Here is a 19,458-nt window from a genome sequence, read left to right as displayed (position 1 = left end):
CAATACCCCCAAATCCATAAAGTGTGAATATTACAAAAATCAAATAGAATCTTGTAAGACCTTTTCATTTGAAAATCAACAATTTTGCCGAAATAAGCATTAGAGAAAATGAAAACCCAAGATTTCATATCAAAAGAAAATTCACATTTAGAGAAATTCCGAAAAATTGTTCAGGACACCATAGAGGCCGAGGAACTCATTGTTTATAATCTTCTACATCCACCTACGGAGACGCTCAGTGATGGCCAAAAAATATCTGATAAAGTAGCAAAATTCGGTGGCAGCTGGCGGTTTATTATCACATTTGCTATACTACTTAGCATCTGGATTATATTTAACACATTTATTACGCTTAAATTCCGCTTTGACCCTTACCCTTTTATTTTAATGAACCTAATTCTGTCTTCTATTGCGGCCCTTCAGGCTCCAATAATAATGATGAGCCAGAATAGACAAGAAGAAAAAGACCGTATGATGAACGAAAACGATTATCTGATAAATCTTAAAGCCGAAATGCAAATCAGAAGTTTGCACCAAAAAATAGATTTGTTATTGGAAGAACAAATAAAAACACTTTTTGAAAGCCAAAAATCGCAATTAGATATGCTTAAAAACATCAATACTCAACTAGAAAAAATGTGAATAATATAAGCATTAGTCTTAATTGTGTAACAAATCAAAATACTTTTTTGTGACTTTTGTTGAAACAAACACACTACAAATTGTAGATTATTAGAGATTGATTTATTCAAAATTAGCCATAAAATGGCATAGGCATGTACACCACAAAAAGTATTGGAATTTGGATAGATCATGTTTCGGCTCACCTAATTGAATTCAGGAAATTAAGGGTTGAAACGGTGATAATTAGAGCAAAAATTAAGGAAAAGGACAAATACTTACTGACGAAAGAGGAAACCTCAGATGAAAATGATCAACAACAAAATTTCTTTAAAAATATAATTGAGCATATTAAGCCTTTCGAAAACATACTTATTTTCGGACCAAATGAAGAAAAGCATCTGTTCGAAAATTACTTACGAAATGAAGAAAATTTTGATCAAATGAAAGTCATAAGTTTAATCGCTGACAAAATGACGGATAACCATAAACACGCTTATGTGAACAATTACTTCAAAACATTATTCAGTAAAAAACAATGAAAAGGATTATAATGTTGACCACACTTCTTGGCATTTTGATTTCATGCAACTCTACAAAAATAGCCAGTAGTTGGAGAGAACCAAATAAACAAGTTGATCTCGAAAAACTCAATAAAATATTGGTAGTGGCCATGTTAAGAAACGAGAATAGTCGGCATTTGGCAGAAAGCGAAATGGTTAAGCTTCTTGATGGTAAAGGTTACGCATCTTTCGATTATCTAAAGGCGAGTTTCGATAAATCCAATGAAAATGCTCTTCGAGAAAAAATCAAGAAAGATGGCTTTGACGGAGCTATAACCATGCGATTAATTGATGTGGAAAGAGAAAGAAATTATACGCTTAGCAGTATCGGTCCAAATCGCTGGAATCCCATTTCTTTTCCTAACTATTATTACCGAAGCTGGCCAAATAATCAAGCCGATGGAAATTATTTGACCACTAAAACATTCGTAGTAGAAATTGCCATTTTTTCAATACTAGAAGACAAAATCATCTGGACAAGCGAAACAAAAACAATAAACCCTAGAGGTGTAGATCAAATGACCAAAGAGATAAGTAAAGTATTGTATAAAAGAATGGTAAAAGATGGGTTTCTAAAGCGAAAAGGGTAAATCAAGCTTTAAAAATGAGAATTATACAAATAAATAAAAGAACAATAACAAATAAAACAAAATATGCAATTGGTGCACAATGTTTTAGATAGTAAAAGAGTTATTGATAGGCATATTAAAACTAATATAAAATGCTCATCAATTATTTGTTTTTCTCGATTCTTTTAAACATATTTACTACCGAACCAGTCGCCACTAAAAGTAAGAATCTTGAACTATTTGAGGCTTGTGAAATCTCAGAAGTGATAGATTTTCAAACATTCAATGAATCCATAAAAGGTTTTGAGAAGTTTCATCCAATGAAATCAATCATAACCATAGTAGATTTCAGTTTGCCATCTACCAAAGAAAGGTTTTTTGTGATAGACATAGCAAAAAAGAAATTACTTTTTAAGTCTTTGGTGGCTCATGGTAAAAAGTCTGGAGATGTGATGGCCAAGTCTTTTTCGAATAAGTTGGAGTCACACCAGAGCAGTCTTGGATTTTACATGGTCGGAAGTATCATTCATAGTCCTAAACATGGTAAGGCACTCTTGCTAAACGGACTAGACAAAGGAGTAAATGACAATGCACTTAAGAGAGAAATAATAATTCATGGAGCCGACTACGTAAGTACGGCTTTTGTACAGCGTCACGGTTATTTAGGGCGAAGCTTCGGCTGCCCCGCCTTGCCAAACGACATAATTCCGCAGGTTGTACCTGTGTTAGCAAATGGAAGTTTACTTTATATACATTCTAAATCTTAAAACAGAAAAATCTTTTCTTAAACAGAAAAACGTCTTTTTTAAGTTATTCACATTTACTTTTTTAATCTGCCTTATTTTCTCTTTTGCTTTGATGAGTTGCGGCAAAAACAAAGCTGCTAACAAAGGAATTTTGCCAGACACGAGCATATATTCCAACCAAAACTTTAGTGAGAAAATACTCGATAGCACCATTTTAGCTGACTTCTATCTTAAATATCACACAGAAGACTCACTCCAAACGCAGATCACCGAATTCTACAAAAGGAGAAACTACCAATATGCTTGGTTTGACAAAAATGGAATAACAGAGGCTTGCCATATATTTTATAATCAACTACAAAATTTTAGCTCTGACTTTGATGATCAATCCATCAACACAAAACTCATAGATTCTCTAATAAACATTGCCCATAAAGAAGATAAAAACACCATATTACCCGAAAGTGAAACCCACAAAATAGAGTTTTTACTCACTTCAAATTTCTTCAAATATGCCGAAAAATCCTTTGGAGGTATTGCCAGAAACACCTATGACCTTGAATGGTTTATACCTCGAAAAAAGAAAAACTTTCAGAGTTTATTGGATAGTATAATTTCGACATCTAAAAACTCAAACTTACAATATCCTGTAAATCAATACTATAAAACGCTCACAGTTGAACTTAGAAAATATAAAGCCATTGAAAAATCAGGTGGATTTCCAGGAATAACAACCATGAAAAAACAAATATCTGTGGGTGAATCCGACACTTGTTTAGTGAATTTGAAAAGATATCTGCTCATCACCGGTGATCTCAAGACAAAAGATACCACTATGATTTTTGACGAAAATCTAAAAACAGCCATAATAAGTTTCCAAAACAGATTTGGCCTAACAGAATCAGGAATATTAAACAAAGCCACCTTAAATGAGCTAAACACACCAATAAAAGAACGAATACAACAGATAATGATAAATTTAGAAAGACTGAGGTGGCTTCCCGAAGAAATGGAACACAATTTTCTAATGGTCAATATCCCAGAATTCAAATTACATATTTTTGAAAATGGCAAACCCATCAGCGAAAGCAAAGTTGTGGTGGGTAAAATGGCCACTAAAACGAGTATTTTTAAAGGGCAACTTTCAACAGTTGTACTCAATCCTTATTGGGGACTTCCAAATAGTATCGTCATTAACGAAGTGTTGCCGAAAATTAAGAGAAACGTTTCCTATTTGAGCAGAAATAACATTGAAGTTTTTTGTAAAAATTCAATTATAGATCCAAGAACCGTGAATTGGAGCCAATATAAAACCCAGGTTCCTTATAATTTTAGACAAAAACCCGGAAAGAATAATTCTCTGGGCAAAATCAAATTCCTTTTTCCCAATAATTATAATATTTATTTGCACGATACACCTTCAAAAAGTTTATTTGCAGAAACCAATAGATCTTTTAGTCATGGATGTATTCGGGTCGAAAATCCTAAAAACTTAGCCGAATATATTCTTCGTAATGACACACAATGGAACATTGAGCATATTGAAAAAATACTAAAAACTGACATAGAAAAAAGAATTACAGTAAAGCCGACGATTCCAGTTTACTTGCTATATCTTACATCATGGGTAAATCATAGAGGCAAACTAAATTTTAGAAAAGACATTTACCTTCACGACAAAAAACTGGCATCCGAAATTTTTGCGAAGGAAAAATAAAACTATTCAATGTTTCAAGATTAGCATGAAAAAAGAATTACCACTTGCAGCCCAAGGCATAAAAGGCCTCAATCCCAGAGAGGTATTGGTTTCAAGAGAAAAAAACGGAAAAAATCTCTTAGACTTCAAGAAAGAGAACAGTATCTTAAGTGTCATTAGGAGACTGGCTCAAGACCCTATGGTAATTATACTTCTTGTGGCTTCTATCATTTATTTTATTAGTGATAAAACAGCCGATGCCATATTTTTAGCCTCCGCAATACTGTTTCAAATAAGTATTTCTTTTTTCCAGGATGCCCGAAGTACAAATGCCCTAGAAAAACTAAAGGAATTTATCGTTGCCAAAAGTAAAGTTATTAGAAATGGTAAAGTAGAGGAAATTAAAAGTGAAGATTTGGTTTTAGGAGATGTGATAATCATAGAAGAAGGCATGTCCATTCCGGCAGATGCTACCATCATCCATTCCAATGATTTTTTAGTAAACGAATCCATCCTAACCGGAGAATCGCTCGCTGTTGAAAAAAATAAGGAAAACAATCAGGTTTTTAAAGGCACAAGTGTAGTAGGTGGATTGGGAATTGCCCAAATAACTGCCATTGGAAACGAAACTTCTTTAGGGAAAATAGGAAAAAGTCTTGAAGGCATAAAGGAAGAAAAAACACCTTTAGAAAATCAAATTTCAAATTTTGTAAAAAAAATGGCATTTCTTGGAGGTATTGTCTTTTTTGTAGTTTGGGCCATCAACTATTATAATAACAGAGAAATCCTAAACAGTTTATTACAATCTTTGACCCTGGCCATGAGCATTTTGCCAGAAGAAATCCCTGTGGCATTTACCACTTTCATGGCTTTGGGTGCATGGCGACTGATGAAAAGTGGGATTGTGGTTAAGCAAATGAAAACGGTGGAAACGCTGGGCAGTGCTACCGTCATTTGTACTGACAAAACGGGTACGCTGACCGAAAACATCATGGATTTGGCAAAATTGTATGACTTTGAATCAAATGTAATTTTTGAAACGAACCAGACGCTTACTGAAACCAACAAAAATCTTATTCGAACGGCCATGTTTGCATCTGAACCAATTCCATTTGATCCCATGGAAGTGGCCTTACACAATGCTTACAAAATTGCAGCCGAGAAAGACGAAAGACCGAATTTCAAGATCATTAAAGAATATCCATTGGGAGGCACTCCTCCAATGATGACCCATGTTTTTGAAAATAAATCTGACGAAATTATCATTGCTGCCAAAGGTTCTCCCGAAGCCATCATCCATGTTTCCTACTTAAGCGAAGAAGACAAGCTCAAAATTGAAAATGCCATAGACGCATTCACTTCAGAAGGCTTTAGAGTGCTCGGAGTTGCCGAAGCCCATACACAAAACAAGAATTTCCCCAAAAGTCAACAGGAATTTAAATTCAATTTCAAAGGCATTTTGGCATTCTATGATCCACCCAAAAAGAATATTAACAAAGTCCTGAGTCATTTCTATGAGTCAGGCATAAAAGTAAAAATAATTACAGGCGACAGCGACGCAACGACCATTTCTATAGCCAAGCAAATTGGATTTAGAGGCTTCGAAAGCCACATATCTGGCAAGGAGTTAATGTTACTTTCTGATAAAGAATTTGATAAAAAAGTAATGGATGTCAACATATTCACGAGAATGTTTCCAGAAGCTAAATTGCGAATAATCAATTCTTTAAAAAAACAAAACGAAGTAGTAGCCATGACTGGCGATGGAGTAAATGACGGCCCGGCACTCAAATCGGCACACATAGGTATAGCCATGGGCAAAAAAGGCTCCGAATTGGCTAAAGACGCAGCTTCATTGATTTTGATGAACGACGATTTATCTAAAATGGTCAAAGCTGTTTCAGTAGGCAGGAAAATATATACCAATCTCAAAAAAGCTATACAGTATATTATCTCGATTCACATTCCCATTATTCTTACGGTTTTTGTTCCTTTGGCATTGGGCTGGATCTATCCCAACATATTTTCACCTGTCCATGTCATTTTCTTGGAATTAATAATGGGCCCTACTTGCTCCATCATTTATGAAAATGAGCCTATTGAAAAAAACACAATGAAATTAAAACCAAGACCACTTGGCGATACCTTCTTTAGCTGGAAAGAATTGACTACGAGTATCGTACAAGGCTTGGCTATTACTATAGGCACGCTTGGAACTTACCAATATGCCATCAGTCAAAACTTAAACGAACCCACCACCAGAGCCATGGTTTTTACAACACTTATTATTTCTAATGTTGTTTTGACTTTGGTCAATCGCTCTTTTTATTATTCAATTATTACTACACTCAAGTACAAAAACAACTTGGTGATGCTCATCATAGCCATTACTTTGGGCATAACTTCTCTTATTTTATTTATAAAACCATTCTCCAAATTCTTCGAATTTGAAAGCCTCAGTTTCTACCAATTAAGTTTCTGTTTGATAGTTGGTTCATTAAGTGTAATTTGGTACGAAGGTGTTAAACTTTGGAAAAGGAAAACATCAAAAAATCTTAACTAACATGACCTTAAACCTTAATTCTATCCTTAAAAAATTGCTCATTTTGGTATTGATGGTAGCAGTTTTGATTCTTGCCAAAGGTTTTTTGATGCCAATGGTGATAGGTGGCATATTGGCAACTCTTTTTTTGCCTTTTTGCAACTGGATGCAAAGGATTGGTTTAGGGAGAATTCTTGCCATTTTTATTAGTTTACTTGCATTGCTTTTAGTTTTCGGAGCAATCATAGCTATGCTTTCTTGGAAAATATCCGAACTCTTTAATGATTATGATTTACTTAAAAATCAGTCCATTAAAACTTTTAATGAGATTCAGACTTACTTTTTTGAGCATTTTGGCATTACATTAGAAAAACAATCAGAAATATTTAAAAGCGAAAAACCCTCACTTTCAGGCCTAATGCAATTAACAGTGGGGTCTTTAAAATATATTTTAACGAATATTATTTTAGTGCTGGCTTACTTTTTCTTTTTGTTGTATTCCAGAGCCCATATTAAACAGTTTTTCTTGAAACTAACGAAAGACAAACAGCATGAAGAAATGGAGCAAATATTAAAAAGTACCACCCAGGTTTCTCAGCAGTATTTATTGGGTTTAGCCAAAATGATTGCTTGTTTATGGATTCTTTACAGTATTGGATTCAGCCTACTCGGCGTAAAAAATGCCGTATTTTTTGCCATTTTATGTGGATTATTAGAAATTATTCCATTCATTGGAAATATTACAGGCACTACCATTACGGTACTCATAACGGCCCTTCACGGTGGAAATATTTCTCTCATTCTGGGCATAGTGGTTACTTATGCCACCGTGCAATTTATTCAAGGATGGATATTAGAACCTCTAATTCTCGGTCCGCAAGTCAAAATCAATCCACTTTTTACTATTATTGCACTGATAGTCGGGGATTGGATTTGGGGAATTCCAGGAATTTTACTGGCTATACCGATAGCGGCAATGGTAAAAATAGTTTGCGATCACATAGAACCATTGAAACCTTACGGTTTTTTGATAGGCGATTTGGTGATAGACAAACGTGGCAAAAACAAACTTCAAAAATTTTTATATAAATTTCAGCTTTTCAGGAAGTTATCTTGAAAGTAACCACTTAGTGAAATTTTAGGTTTCGTTCTTGATTTATATTTCAATTCTCTAACATCGAATAACAAATAAATAAAAAGCTATGACTGACTTCAGCGACTTGAAAGGTAACTGGGAAGAAACAAGAGGTAAATTAAGGCAAATTTTTGACACTTTAGCCGAAGAAGACCTAGACTATGTGGATGGAAAACAAGACGAACTTTGGAGTAGAATTCAGCTAAAAGTTGGAAAATCTAAGGCTGAAATCCAAGGCATACTATCAGGATTATAAACTAAATATCTGAAAAATCCAGTAGTTCACCTCAACCACTTAATAAGCATTCACCTAATAATTTAAACAAAAATCCACTCAATTGACTGATAAAAACCTATAAAATGGAGATTTAGTATAGGAAAATAATGTTTGATAAAGCTTACCTTTGTCTTTCAATTACCAACCTTTTCAAGATGCAGCATCTCAGATTATACTTTGGGACTATTTTTATTTTTGTTTTTTCAAGCCAGCTTTGTTTTTCCCAAACCTCCAGCATACTTAAAGGAAAGATTATTGATGCTCAAAACAAATCACCTTTGGGTTTTGCAAGTGTTAAGGTTTTTCAAAACCAGAAAATGATAACTGGAAATGTAACAACAGAAAGTGGCGAATTTGAGTTTAAAATTCCAGCAGGAAAATATACTTTGGAAACAGAGTTTGTTGGTTATAAAAAATACACTTCCTCTGAAATAAATTTAACAGAAAATACATTAGATCTAGGTGAATTAGCCATTTCTCAGTCAGACAAATCATTAAATGAACTCGTCGTGCAAGGCGAAAAAAGTTCTATGGAACTATCGCTAGACAAGAGAGTTTTTAATGTCGGCAAAGATTTGGCTAATGCAGGTGGATCAGCACAAGATATTCTTATCAATATTCCATCTGTAACAGTAGATCCTGATGGAGCCATAAAGCTCAGAGGAAGCAGTAATGTGAGGATTTTGATTGACGGAAAACCCTCAGGCATGGTTTCGTTTAAAGGTGGTGCTGGCTTAAGACAGCTGCAAGCAAGTATGATTGACAGAGTAGAAGTAATCACCAATCCGTCCGCCAGATACGAGGCGGAAGGACAGTCAGGAATAATAAATATCATCCTCAAAAAAGACTCTAAACAAGGCTTTAATGGTTCTTTTGAACTCATCGGTGGTGTGCCTGACAATTATGGATTTGCGGCAAATCTTAACTACCGCCACAGAAAAATTAACTTTTTTGTAAACTACGGCTTAGCCTATAGATGGAATCCCTACAGAGGAGAAACCTACCAAGAGGTAACAGCTGGCGACACACTCAAAATTCTCCAACAAGACAATAATGGAGACGTTTCTGGCCTTGACAACAACATTCGGGCTGGTATGGAATTGTACTTTTCAGAAAAAAGTATTCTTACAGGCTCATATATGTACAGCAAAGCTGGCGGCATAAGATACACCAAAAATATTTACAACGATTTTTATAATACGCTAAGCAGTCCACTGGGTTCTATTACCCGTATTCAAGACGAAATAGAAAAAGAGCCGCTATCGGAGTATGTTTTGAGTTACAAACGTAGCTTCAGCAGAAAAGGGCAGGAACTCACAGGTCAAATTAGATTTCTAGATCATTTCGAGAATTCTGATCAGACATTTAACCAAACAGCGGTCTTCCCAAATGGTGCGATTGATACCAAAAATACCCTTCTCCAAACATCAATAAATGATGAATATGAAAAACAATATTTGTTTCAGTTGGATTATGTGCAGCCCTTTTCAAAAGAAGGGAAGTTGGAGTTTGGAGCCAGAACTTCGTTAAGAAACATGGTGAATGATTATGTGGTAAATGATGTCATTGATGGCAAAGATGTTCCCATAGAATGGCTCAACAACTATTTTATATATGATGAAGACATATCGGCAGCGTATGGAATTGTGTCGAACAAATCAAAAAAAATTAGTTATCAACTTGGATTGAGATCGGAATGGACCAGCGTAACCACCACACTTCAAAAAACCAACGAAGTAAATCCCAGAAAGTACTTTAACCTATTTCCCAGTGCTCACTTTACATATTCGCTAGACACTGACAATTCACTTCAACTGAGCTATAGCCGCCGAATCCGTCGACCTGTTTATAATGATTTATCACCTTTTTCAACGCTGTCAGATAGTCGGAATTTTTTTAGTGGAAATCCAAACTTGAATCCCGAATACAGTGATGTGTTTGAAATTGGACATCTAAAAAACTTTGAAAAAGGATCAATCACCTCATCCATTTTTTATAGAAATTCGCAGGATTTAATCTCAAGCATTAGAAGTGTTAATGCTCAAGGATTTTCGACTTCTTTGCCAGAAAACCTCAATTCAGAAAAATCTTATGGAATAGATTTCACGAGTAATTATAAACTTACAAAATGGTGGAAAATGGACCTGAACTTCAACCTTTTCCATGCCAATATAGACGGTTCAAACATAAACGAACAATATGTAGCCGAAACCAACTCGTGGTTTGCGAGACAGACTTCAAGGTTTACACTCAAAAATGGCTTTGATATGCAGTTGAGATTCAACTACGAAGCTGCTCAAAAAACTGCCCAAGGAAGCCGCAAAGCCATATACTTCTTTGACTACTCGCTCAAAAAAGACATCATGAAGAAAAAAGGCTCGATAAACTTTACGGTTCTGGATATTTTCAATACCCGCTGGATGCGTACCATCAGCCAAGGCCCTGGATTTTACACCGAAAGCAACCGTCAATTTCGACCAAGACAAATAAATTTGACCCTGAGTTATCGATTGAAGCAATAAGAATGGAAAACTTCCTCCATATTGACCTAAATATTTGGCAATTCCTAGTATTTGTGGTAGTTGGTACCCTAACAGGTATCATCAACACCATTGCCGGAAGCGGCTCTCTAATTACTTTGCCGGTTTTTATTTTTATGTGTGATTTGTCGCCTTCCATAGCCAATGCTAGTAACCGCATCGGAGTTTTTCTTCAAAGTGTAGTGGCCACTGGAAAATATGCTCAATCAAAACCTGAAGTGTTCAAAGGCTCCCTTTGGTTGATTATTCCATCAGTTCTTGGAGCCATTTTAGGTTCAAAAATTGCGGTGGACATAGACGAAAAGACCATGAGTTATACCATTGGTGGTTTAATGGTTTTTATGCTCATTATTTTGTTGTTTAAACCTGAAAGATGGCTTATAGAAGACAAACTAACCAAAGCTCAAAACAAAAACATCGGCACATTCATAACTTTCTTCTTGATAGGCATTTACGGAGGTTTTCTTCAAGCAGGAGTTGGCTTTTTTCTATTAGCAGGTCTGGTATTAATTTCTAAATACAGTTTAACACAAAGCAATGGACTTAAATTAGCTTTGGTGCTGGCATTTACCGCTCCCGCATTAGCATTGTTTATGTATTATGGCAAAGTACACTATGGCTATGGCTTACTCATGGGTATTTTTCAAGCTTTTGGAGCTTGGCTTGGGGTAAAATACATCGTAAAAATACCCAATGCCAATCTTTGGATTTATAGACTATTAATTGTTATTGTGGCAGCTTCGGCTATTAAGTTTTTTGTTTGAAAAACTTTTTCAGTAATTCTTAAATTGCCACCAATTATCCGTGATAAATGCGGATGCTGGAAGACCTTGTTTATTTTTAAGACTGGCTTCTGCCGAACTGCTCCATTCAAACCTTGCGAAAACTGGATAAGCTACTTTAGAATTAGTAAGGACAATTGTATTGCTTTTTATTCTGACATTGGCCTTTTTGAATTCTCCTGAAGTATCAGCTATTTCAAAGTTGTTCATGCAATTCTTGTCACATTTCAAATCTTGTGTATCAAAAAACAAGATAATCTGCCCTTTTTTGGATTCGAAAAGCAACAATTTGGGGCCAGAAATATCTCCTTTGTAGGCACTGTAAAGATTCTTTAAAGCTACATTTGCCAACCTTATGCCCACGTCTTTTTTATTTTTTGGGTGAATGTCGTCTATATTTCCAATGTCAGAAATCGTAACCATTGCTGAATTAGGTACAGCCACTGCCATTCTTTGTGCGTTTCTCAAGATGACTCCTTCCTCAGGACCTCCATATTTGTAGGGAGCAATTTGAACAAAATAGAAAGGTAATTCCTCAGCCCAAGCTTTCCTCCAGCTACCAATTAAAGTACACAATAATTTATCATAATTGGCCGCGTTCATCACATTAGATTCTCCCTGATACCAAAGAAATCCCTTTATTTTTAGCCCAGCCAAAGGAGCAACCATGGCATTATAAATTGAAGCTGTTTTTACTGGCCCCCATGGTACTTCTTTTAAACTTAATGCATCTTTATAAAGTACAGGATCTGCTTTTATGCTTTCTTCAGGTGTCCATGATTCAGCTGGAGTTCCACCCCAAGAAGTGTTAATAATCCCTACAGGAACTTGAATATTTTCAAAAATGTGTTTGGCAAAATAATAGCCTATGGCACTAAAATTTTTCATAGATTCGGGTGAACAGACTTGCCATTCGCCCGATAAATTTTGTTGAGGGTGTGGAGCAGTAGCATGATTTACTCCAAAAAAACGAATTTCCGGAAAATTAGCTTTTTGTATCTCCGTTTCTGCATTATCTATCCCCGATGCCGCACTCCACTCCATGTTGCTTTGTCCTGATACCACCCAGACTTCCCCAATCAGAATATTCTTTAAAATAATTTCATTGTAGCCCTTAATCGAGATTTCATAAGGCCCGCCATAGATTGGGGTTTCCACCTCAACAGACCATTTTCCATAAGTGTCTGTTTTTGAAACCACTTGATTATTATCCCAAGATGTTACTACTTGAATTGGTTCGCCAGTTTTTCCCCAACCCCAAATCTTTACTTTAGATTTCTGTTGCAGAACCATTCCCGAGCTAAAAAATGTAGGAAGAGTAATATTTGCAAAACTTGAAAGAGATGCTACCAGAAATACTGCTAAGAGTTTAAATTTCATTGTTATGATTTTGTATTTATGTCGAAGATTTAGCTTAGCGTTGAAATCCAAAAAATGAAATAGAAGTTCTTGACAGTTTACAAATCCTATTAAAATTTGCCTCTACAAAATATTTTTTTGTGGATTTTTGATCACTAATTTCTTAATTATGTCTTTAAAATCTAGTTTAAGAAAACGTATTCTGCAAAATGATTCTTGAACAAATCTATTTTTTTACAACCACTGGACTTCCCATTCTAGCCAAAACTGCATCTGAGATATTGCCTGCTCCCTTATCTCCAGCATAAAGTACCACGCGGTTAGAAGTCATTGGGCCATCCGATTTATTTCTCGTAAAAATATACTTGAAACCCTTTTCCTTGGCAATGGTCTCTGCTGTTGTCTTTATGCTAGTTTTTATTCGCACAACTCCATCTCCCGTAAACTGCTGCAATTCCTTTTCAGCCTCTCTCTGGAAATTCTCTGATGCTGACTTTACTTCTTGAACTTTTCTTAACTTCTCGTTTAACCGCTCCGTAGTCATGGAATCAAGGTTTTTCATGCTGTTTTGATAATCCAAATAAAGCGTTTGATACTCTATCGCCATCTTGTTATAAGTCTCTTGATAGGTATCTTGTTTCTTTTTTATGTCCTCGTCAAGTTTCTTTACCTCTTTGTAGTTTTCAAAAATATAATCCTCGAAAATGTACCCTATTTTGGGGCCAGTTCCAACTTTCACTGTAGTGGATTTTGCTGGAGTTTTGGTGACTGGTTTTTTAGTTTGTGCGTTTACAAAATTTATAGAAAGTGCTACTAAAGCAGCCAAAATAATACGTTTCATCAAGTTTTTGTTATAATTTCCCAAAAATACCGAATTCTACTCAAAATGAAAGTAAATTTTATTTAGTGCAATTCATTTTACATCACAATCATCTATATTTTTTAGCTTATTTATTTTTTACATTTGTCTATTCAAACCAGATTTTACATAAAAATGATCAGATTTTTTTCATTAGTCTGCCTTTCATATTTACTTATTTCATGCCAATCAGATCCAAAAATTGTTGAAAAAGACGGAATGGTTTTGGTAAAAGGTGATGGAAATATCAAAGACTTTTGGGTTGGTAAATATCCTGTGACGGTGGCTCAGTTTGCGGAATTTATAAAAACAACAGGATACAAAACCCAAGCAGAAGAATTTGGGGATGCTGGATATTTTGACTTCCAAACCGGCGAATGGACATTAAAAAAAGGGGCCAACTGGCAATATCCGCTTGGAAAAGATACTGCTCCTGCACCCTTAGATCATCCCGTTACACAAGTATCATGGAACGATGCCGTTGCCTACTGCAAATGGTCAAAAAAACGACTGCCCAGCAGTGAAGAATTTTTATTCATAGAGAAAAATGGTCAGTCCGATTATGAAAAACCCTATACTTGGGGAGACGATTTCTTTGAAAATGGCAAGTTCAAAGCCAATTTTTGGCAAGGAAACTTTCCATTTAACAATACCATAGAAGATGGTTTTCTGACCACTTCGCCCGTAGGATATTTTGGACTTAACAGGATTGGCCTAGGCGACCTAGGCGGTAACGTTTGGCAATGGTGCAGCGACGAAAATCCCGCCAAACCTACCGAATGGTTTCAAAGAGGTGGTTCCTACCTTTGCGACCCAAAGGTATGCCATGGTTTCAAAGTTGGTGGTATTTCATCTTCCACCCAAGAAACTTCTCTGATGCATGTGGGCTTTAGGTGTGTTAAGGATATTTAGGAGATGGGCAGTGGTTGACTGGTTATAGGTTGATAGATCTAAAAAAAAAGGGCTTCAATTTAAAAATCGAAGCCCCTTTGCATATTATAATTTATTCAATCACTTATTCTTATAAGCCCTGTCCAAAAACTCATAGCGAGCATCTTCCAAAGCTTTTTCAAGTTTTGAATCGGTGTTGATGTTCATCACTGGAGGAGTTTTATCCCCTGCCTTTGCAGCTTGCCATTCTGGCAATTTCTCGCCATTTGGATTTCCTGTTTTTACAAAATTTGCAAAATAATTCAACATCGTTTCTGAAGTTTTGTAGTCATCAGCTGTCCAGTCGAATTCTTTTGCGAGGTGCAAATTACCCATGCAATATTCAATCTCGCTGGCGTGCGAGGCACCTACTGGTTCTGGTGCTTTTGGTGCAGCTCCATCTTTTTTCAATGTACCACCAGCCAAACCTGCTACCAATGACTTATCCACGAATGCAGGGCGAATTTTACTAAACATATATCTATAAACAGCAGCAGAACTGTTGTTTCTGTGCAAATCAAACCATTTCCAAGTACTGTATGAAATAAACCTATCAGAAGCCAAAGCGGTAGCTGAAAGTTCTACCTCTCGCTCATTGCTGTGCGGATACAATTTTAAAACCTCCTCAAAATCAGCTGGATATTCTTTTTTTACTCTTGTTATAAAATTCTCAGGGGTATTTGGCAAACCAAACATAAACGCTCCACCTGGTATTTCGGCAGAATTCCAACCCAACAACAATGGCACTTGGGCTTGTTGTTTCGCATTGAAAATTTCTGGCAAAGTTTTAGGCAAAAAATACCCATCCAAAACTACTGGAAAACCAAATCTTTTAGACTCATTGTAAATTTCATAAACCTCCCTTGTACTCAATGCTCTCAGTTGCTTTAAACTCGGAACACCTGCATTTTTGGCAAATTCAGCACCTTGTTTCTCGGCTTCGGAAAGTGTTACGGGAGACAAAGTAGGATTTATCCCCGCTCCACTCTCCCCTATTGCTCCTGCTATTAAGCCCTTAGACAATGGAGATGCCATTTGATAACTCACTGAAATAGAACCCGCTGACTCGCCAGCAATGGTCACCTTTTTGGGATCACCGCCAAATGCCGCAATGTTTTTTTGCACCCATTTCATAGCTGCTACTTGGTCAAGTAAACCATAGTTACCTGATCCTTTGTAAGAAGTTTCAGCACTTAATTCTGGATGAGCAAAATTCCCGAAAACATTTAATCTGTAGTTACAAGTGATCACTACTATTCCTTTTTTAGCCATACTTTCGCCATCATAACGTGGCTCTGATGCATCTCCAGCCACATTTCCTCCACCATAGAAATACAACAAAACTGGTAAATCTTTGGTGTTGCGTTTGGATGGTGTCCAAATATTCAAGTAAAGACAATTCTCACTTACCCCATTTGAGCGAGAATTCATATCACCAAAAACCACCGTTTGCATCGGTCTTGGTCCAAAAGCTTTGGTTTCTTTTACTCCAAGCCAGTTTTTTACGGGCTGTGGGGCTTTCCAACGTAATTCCCCTATGGGAGGAGCGGCAAACGGTACGCCAAAATAGGTTTGAATACCCGTTTTAGTGTCGTAATTCCCTTCAATTGTGCCGTTTTCGATTTTTGTTTGAACACTGAAGGCATTCTTGTTCTGAGCCTGAAGAGCAAAACCAGCCATGGTTAGAATGGCAAAAAAGCCAATTATTTTTTTCATTTTTATAAAAAGGTTATTTATTGTCTCAATTTGTGACAATATTAATTAGTTTTATAATATTTTCCTATTTATTTTTGGAAAATATAAAGCCCAAAACTCATTTTGAACCCTAACGAATTTTTAAAACATATTGCTTACGACTCTGTAGTATTTGGTTTTTCAGGAGAAAAGCTTAAGATATTGGTGATGAAATACAAAAATACCGATTACTACGCTCTTCCCGGGGGATTTGTAGGCCTTGAGGAAGACCTTAACGCAGCTGTGCGGCGAGGTTTAAAAGAAAGAACGGGACTCGACAATATCTTCTTGGAGCAATTTTATACCTTCGGCAATGTCTCGAGGTCGAAACCAGAATTTATGAGAGCCATCATGGAGTCAAATGGTGGAATAAATGAGTCTCGCTGGATGTTGGACAGGTTTATCTCAATTGCCTACTATGCTCTAATTAACTACAACGACGTAGAACTCAGGCCAGATGCGATTTCTGAATCTTGCGATTGGTATGATTTGGACAATCTCCCCGAACTAATTTTTGACCATAAAGAGATACTAGAAAAGGCCCTGGCAACACTCAGGAGCAATCTAGAAACTAAACTAATGGGTGTAAATCTGTTACCAACGATGTTTACGATGAAGGATCTCCAAAAAGTTTATGAGGCTATTTTAGGAGAAAAACTTCACAGAGGTGCTTTTCAACGTAAAATTTTAGGCATGAATTTGCTCAAGCGACATGAAAAGCAATTTTCAGGTGCTGCACATAAAGCTCCTTTTCTATATAGCTTTGAAAGATGATTTTTAATTTTTCTACGAAAAGAAAGGAAAAATAGCACACAGATAACACGGATTAGACACAGATTTTTAAAAAAAAATCAAGACTAAAATGATAATAAATCGCAATATCAAATTAAAAATAATACATCGCGAATCAAATCCAAAAAATCCTTGTACCAAAACCTAAATCTTGATAAAAATCTTCTTCTTATACATCCACCAAAGCACCAACCATTCCAGAAATAGTGCTAAGGCCCCACTAACTAAATGTTCGTAATGCTCCCCAAATATCTGAGCATAGTTTTTACCCAAGTGTACAGGTAAATTATCCGCAATAAAATACACCAAAGTATGAGCTATCACATAAGCTGCAATAGAGTTTACACCGATTATTTTAAGGAATTCGAACCATGAATTTTTACCTTTTATTTCGACCAAAAAATAAAACAAAGAAAGCAACAAAAAACACCAACCTCCGCTGAAAAGCACCCAAGTAGGTGTCCAAATACGTTTAACGTTTGGACAAATTCCAGAAAGATTAAGCAAGAAGCCGATTACCAAAAACGAAAGGCCATAAATCAAAAACTCTTTTAATTTTTCTTGAGTGGACTTCTCAGATTTTAAAATATTCCCTGCAAAAAGCCCTAAAATCATAGTACCAAGCGTGGGAATGAAACTCAAAGTCACATAGCCGCCCCTGTTGTATAAAAATGGTTTTTCTCTTGGAAAAAGATTTAGAAACCAGGAGTCAAATGCTGCAGCTAAATTGGTAAATTTGTTCCAATGAGCCGCAAATCCACCTAAAAAATGCTGTTGTTCTCCGTTTTCACCTAATAAATAGAAATCGACCTGAGGAACAGAATAAAGGGCAAATGCCAACCAATAGCCTACCAAAATTACCATAAGTGTAGCCCACTGAAATTTTGGTTTCAAAAAACCTATTAAAAATAAAAAAGTATAACCCAAACCGATTTGGGTCAAAGTATCTTCAAAAGTCCAATTGGTCATGTTTCTATCCACTGACCGCAGAAATACACCCAGGAGAATTAAAATCAAAGACCGTTTTATGGTATGAAGCAAAAGCGATTTAAAACCTGCCCCTTTGGACATTCTACTGGCAATGGAAAATGGCAAGGCTACACCCACCAGAAAAGTAAAAGATGGTTGAATAAGGTCATGCAAAGAACAACCCACCCATTCCACATGTGATTGATGGAAAGCTAAAAAACTCCAAAATTTACTTTCAGGAATGACTTTTGAGATTTTTGAAAATTCTAATATTTCGGCCATCATCAAAAACATCACGAAGCCTCGATAAATATCTATGGCATGGTTACGCTGGGTAGGTTTTAATTCCATTTTCGTTTTTTAGGGTTGAATATTTAGTAAAAATAATACCGAATCGGCTATAATTCTATTTTTTGACCCGTTTCTACCCAAGCAAATCCTTTCATCCTTAGATCCATTCTTTCCTTTGATTTGGGTTGTAAAATGGGGTTGGTATGATTTAAATGAATGAATTTAACCTTATTCTTCTCATTTTTGGGCAAATCTGAAAGCAATTCTACGGTTTCTGTTATGAATGGATGAGGGACTTCGCTCATTGGTCTTGCTATCTCTCCATCTTTATAAAATGTTCCATCCAAAAGTAAGACATCATGCTTTTTCACCACATCAACTAAATTTTTATCCCACTTTTGCCATTTGTCTATATCTGGAATAAAAATCATACTTTTATCTTTCGTCATAATTTTATAACCAACTGTTTCTGAAAATTCGTCACGGTGTGGCACTCTGAAAGGCATCACTTTTATTCGCTCGTTCAAAACTATAACTTCAGCTTCTTCTATTCTCTGAATCTCAATATTCTGAATTTTTACCAACTGACTCCATGGGCCATTATTTTCGAGAAAATCTTTCATTTTTGGCATTGCAAAAACCTTCATTTTGCCACTACCCATCACTTCTCGGCCTAAATGCATCAAACCAGTGTAGTGACCTATGTGTGCGTGTGTAAGGAAAATTCCATCTAATGGCGTAGCACTTTTTGTATAGTCATTAAGCAAATGAAGCTGCTCTGGAAAATCTGGCGTGGCATCAAAAATCCATTTTTCATTAGATATGGGATCCACCAGGGCAAGTGATGAAACCCCTTGGTGCGGAATTTTATTTTCCCAAACTGACCGGCAGCATTCTTTCGTACATCCAGCTTGTGGAAATCCGCCATCTTGAGCAGTTCCCAAAATCAAAATATATGGTTTTTGAGCAGAAACCATTAGGCTCTCAAAAAAAGAAAATACAATAATTAGCAGAATTAATCGCATCTGATAGAATTTAATGTCAAATTAGAAC

Annotated in this window: 17 protein-coding genes; 12 read left to right on the top strand and 5 right to left on the bottom strand. The window is 36.0% G+C overall.

Features of this window, described 5'->3' with window-relative positions:
• The first annotated feature begins 108 nt into the window (after positions 1-108).
• The 10 genes from EGI24_RS02420 (at position 109) to EGI24_RS02375 (ending at position 11,453) form a co-directional block, all read left to right on the top strand.
• A complete protein-coding gene (locus EGI24_RS02420; RefSeq protein WP_255046663.1) occupies positions 109-642 on the top strand; it encodes a DUF1003 domain-containing protein in 534 nt (177 codons plus the stop codon).
• Between the two features lie 134 nt (positions 643-776).
• Complete coding sequence (locus EGI24_RS02415; RefSeq protein ID WP_255046662.1) at positions 777-1,163, top strand: hypothetical protein; 387 nt, start codon at positions 777-779, stop codon at positions 1,161-1,163.
• Positions 1,160-1,774 (top strand): hypothetical protein, encoded by a 615-nt coding sequence (locus EGI24_RS02410; RefSeq protein ID WP_255046661.1) that lies wholly within the window; start codon positions 1,160-1,162, stop codon positions 1,772-1,774. The genes EGI24_RS02415 and EGI24_RS02410 overlap by 4 nt, the downstream gene beginning before the upstream one ends.
• Before the next feature lie 131 nt (positions 1,775-1,905).
• On the top strand, positions 1,906-2,520 hold the full coding sequence (locus tag EGI24_RS02405; RefSeq protein WP_255046660.1) for a murein L,D-transpeptidase catalytic domain family protein: 615 nt from the start codon (positions 1,906-1,908) through the stop codon (positions 2,518-2,520).
• A gap of 91 nt (positions 2,521-2,611) precedes the next feature.
• Entirely contained in the window at positions 2,612-4,216 is a 1,605-nt protein-coding gene (locus EGI24_RS02400) for a murein L,D-transpeptidase (protein ID WP_255046658.1), read from the top strand.
• Between the two features lie 25 nt (positions 4,217-4,241).
• Positions 4,242-6,758: a cation-translocating P-type ATPase gene (locus EGI24_RS02395; RefSeq protein ID WP_255046656.1), complete on the top strand. Its 2,517-nt coding sequence runs from the start codon at positions 4,242-4,244 to the stop codon at positions 6,756-6,758.
• A gap of 1 nt (position 6,759) precedes the next feature.
• Entirely contained in the window at positions 6,760-7,854 is a 1,095-nt protein-coding gene (locus tag EGI24_RS02390; RefSeq protein WP_255046655.1) for an AI-2E family transporter, read from the top strand.
• Between the two features lie 85 nt (positions 7,855-7,939).
• A complete protein-coding gene (locus tag EGI24_RS02385) occupies positions 7,940-8,128 on the top strand; it encodes a general stress protein CsbD (protein WP_255046654.1) in 189 nt (62 codons plus the stop codon).
• A gap of 176 nt (positions 8,129-8,304) precedes the next feature.
• Positions 8,305-10,671: an outer membrane beta-barrel family protein gene (locus EGI24_RS02380; protein ID WP_255046653.1), complete on the top strand. Its 2,367-nt coding sequence runs from the start codon at positions 8,305-8,307 to the stop codon at positions 10,669-10,671.
• A gap of 2 nt (positions 10,672-10,673) precedes the next feature.
• On the top strand, positions 10,674-11,453 hold the full coding sequence (locus tag EGI24_RS02375) for a sulfite exporter TauE/SafE family protein (RefSeq protein ID WP_255046652.1): 780 nt from the start codon (positions 10,674-10,676) through the stop codon (positions 11,451-11,453).
• A 9-nt stretch (positions 11,454-11,462) separates the two neighbouring features.
• Here EGI24_RS02375 and EGI24_RS02370 read toward each other — a convergent pair whose 3' ends face one another.
• Both EGI24_RS02370 and EGI24_RS02365 read right to left on the bottom strand, forming a co-directional pair.
• Entirely contained in the window at positions 11,463-12,851 is a 1,389-nt protein-coding gene (locus tag EGI24_RS02370; protein WP_255046651.1) for a sialate O-acetylesterase, read from the bottom strand.
• A gap of 205 nt (positions 12,852-13,056) precedes the next feature.
• On the bottom strand, positions 13,057-13,671 hold the full coding sequence (locus EGI24_RS02365) for an OmpH family outer membrane protein (protein WP_255046650.1): 615 nt from the start codon (positions 13,669-13,671) through the stop codon (positions 13,057-13,059).
• 153 nt (positions 13,672-13,824) lie between these two features.
• Between EGI24_RS02365 and EGI24_RS02360 the strand changes: the two genes are divergently transcribed.
• Positions 13,825-14,601 carry an SUMF1/EgtB/PvdO family nonheme iron enzyme gene (locus tag EGI24_RS02360; protein WP_255046649.1) on the top strand — a complete coding sequence of 259 codons (777 nt, stop codon included), beginning with the start codon at positions 13,825-13,827 and terminating at the stop codon, positions 14,599-14,601.
• 99 nt (positions 14,602-14,700) lie between these two features.
• Here the strand turns inward: EGI24_RS02360 and EGI24_RS02355 are convergent, their stop codons facing one another.
• Positions 14,701-16,335, bottom strand: a complete 1,635-nt coding sequence (locus EGI24_RS02355) for a carboxylesterase/lipase family protein (RefSeq protein WP_255046648.1) — start codon at positions 16,333-16,335, stop codon at positions 14,701-14,703.
• Between the two features lie 102 nt (positions 16,336-16,437).
• Between EGI24_RS02355 and EGI24_RS02350 the strand changes: the two genes are divergently transcribed.
• Entirely contained in the window at positions 16,438-17,127 is a 690-nt protein-coding gene (locus tag EGI24_RS02350; protein WP_255046647.1) for an NrtR DNA-binding winged helix domain-containing protein, read from the top strand.
• A gap of 162 nt (positions 17,128-17,289) precedes the next feature.
• Here the strand turns inward: EGI24_RS02350 and EGI24_RS02345 are convergent, their stop codons facing one another.
• Positions 17,290-18,465, bottom strand: coding sequence for an acyltransferase family protein (locus EGI24_RS02345; protein ID WP_255046646.1), 1,176 nt, complete (start codon positions 18,463-18,465; stop codon positions 17,290-17,292).
• A 47-nt stretch (positions 18,466-18,512) separates the two neighbouring features.
• Entirely contained in the window at positions 18,513-19,430 is a 918-nt protein-coding gene (locus tag EGI24_RS02340; protein WP_255046645.1) for an MBL fold metallo-hydrolase, read from the bottom strand.
• Between the last annotated feature and the right edge of the window lie 28 nt (positions 19,431-19,458).

This window comes from Lacihabitans sp. CS3-21 (genome assembly GCF_024343675.1).
In the GTDB taxonomy this organism is placed as follows: Bacteria; Bacteroidota; Bacteroidia; order Cytophagales; family Spirosomataceae; genus Leadbetterella.
This window is presented reverse-complemented; position numbering and strand designations above follow the sequence as displayed.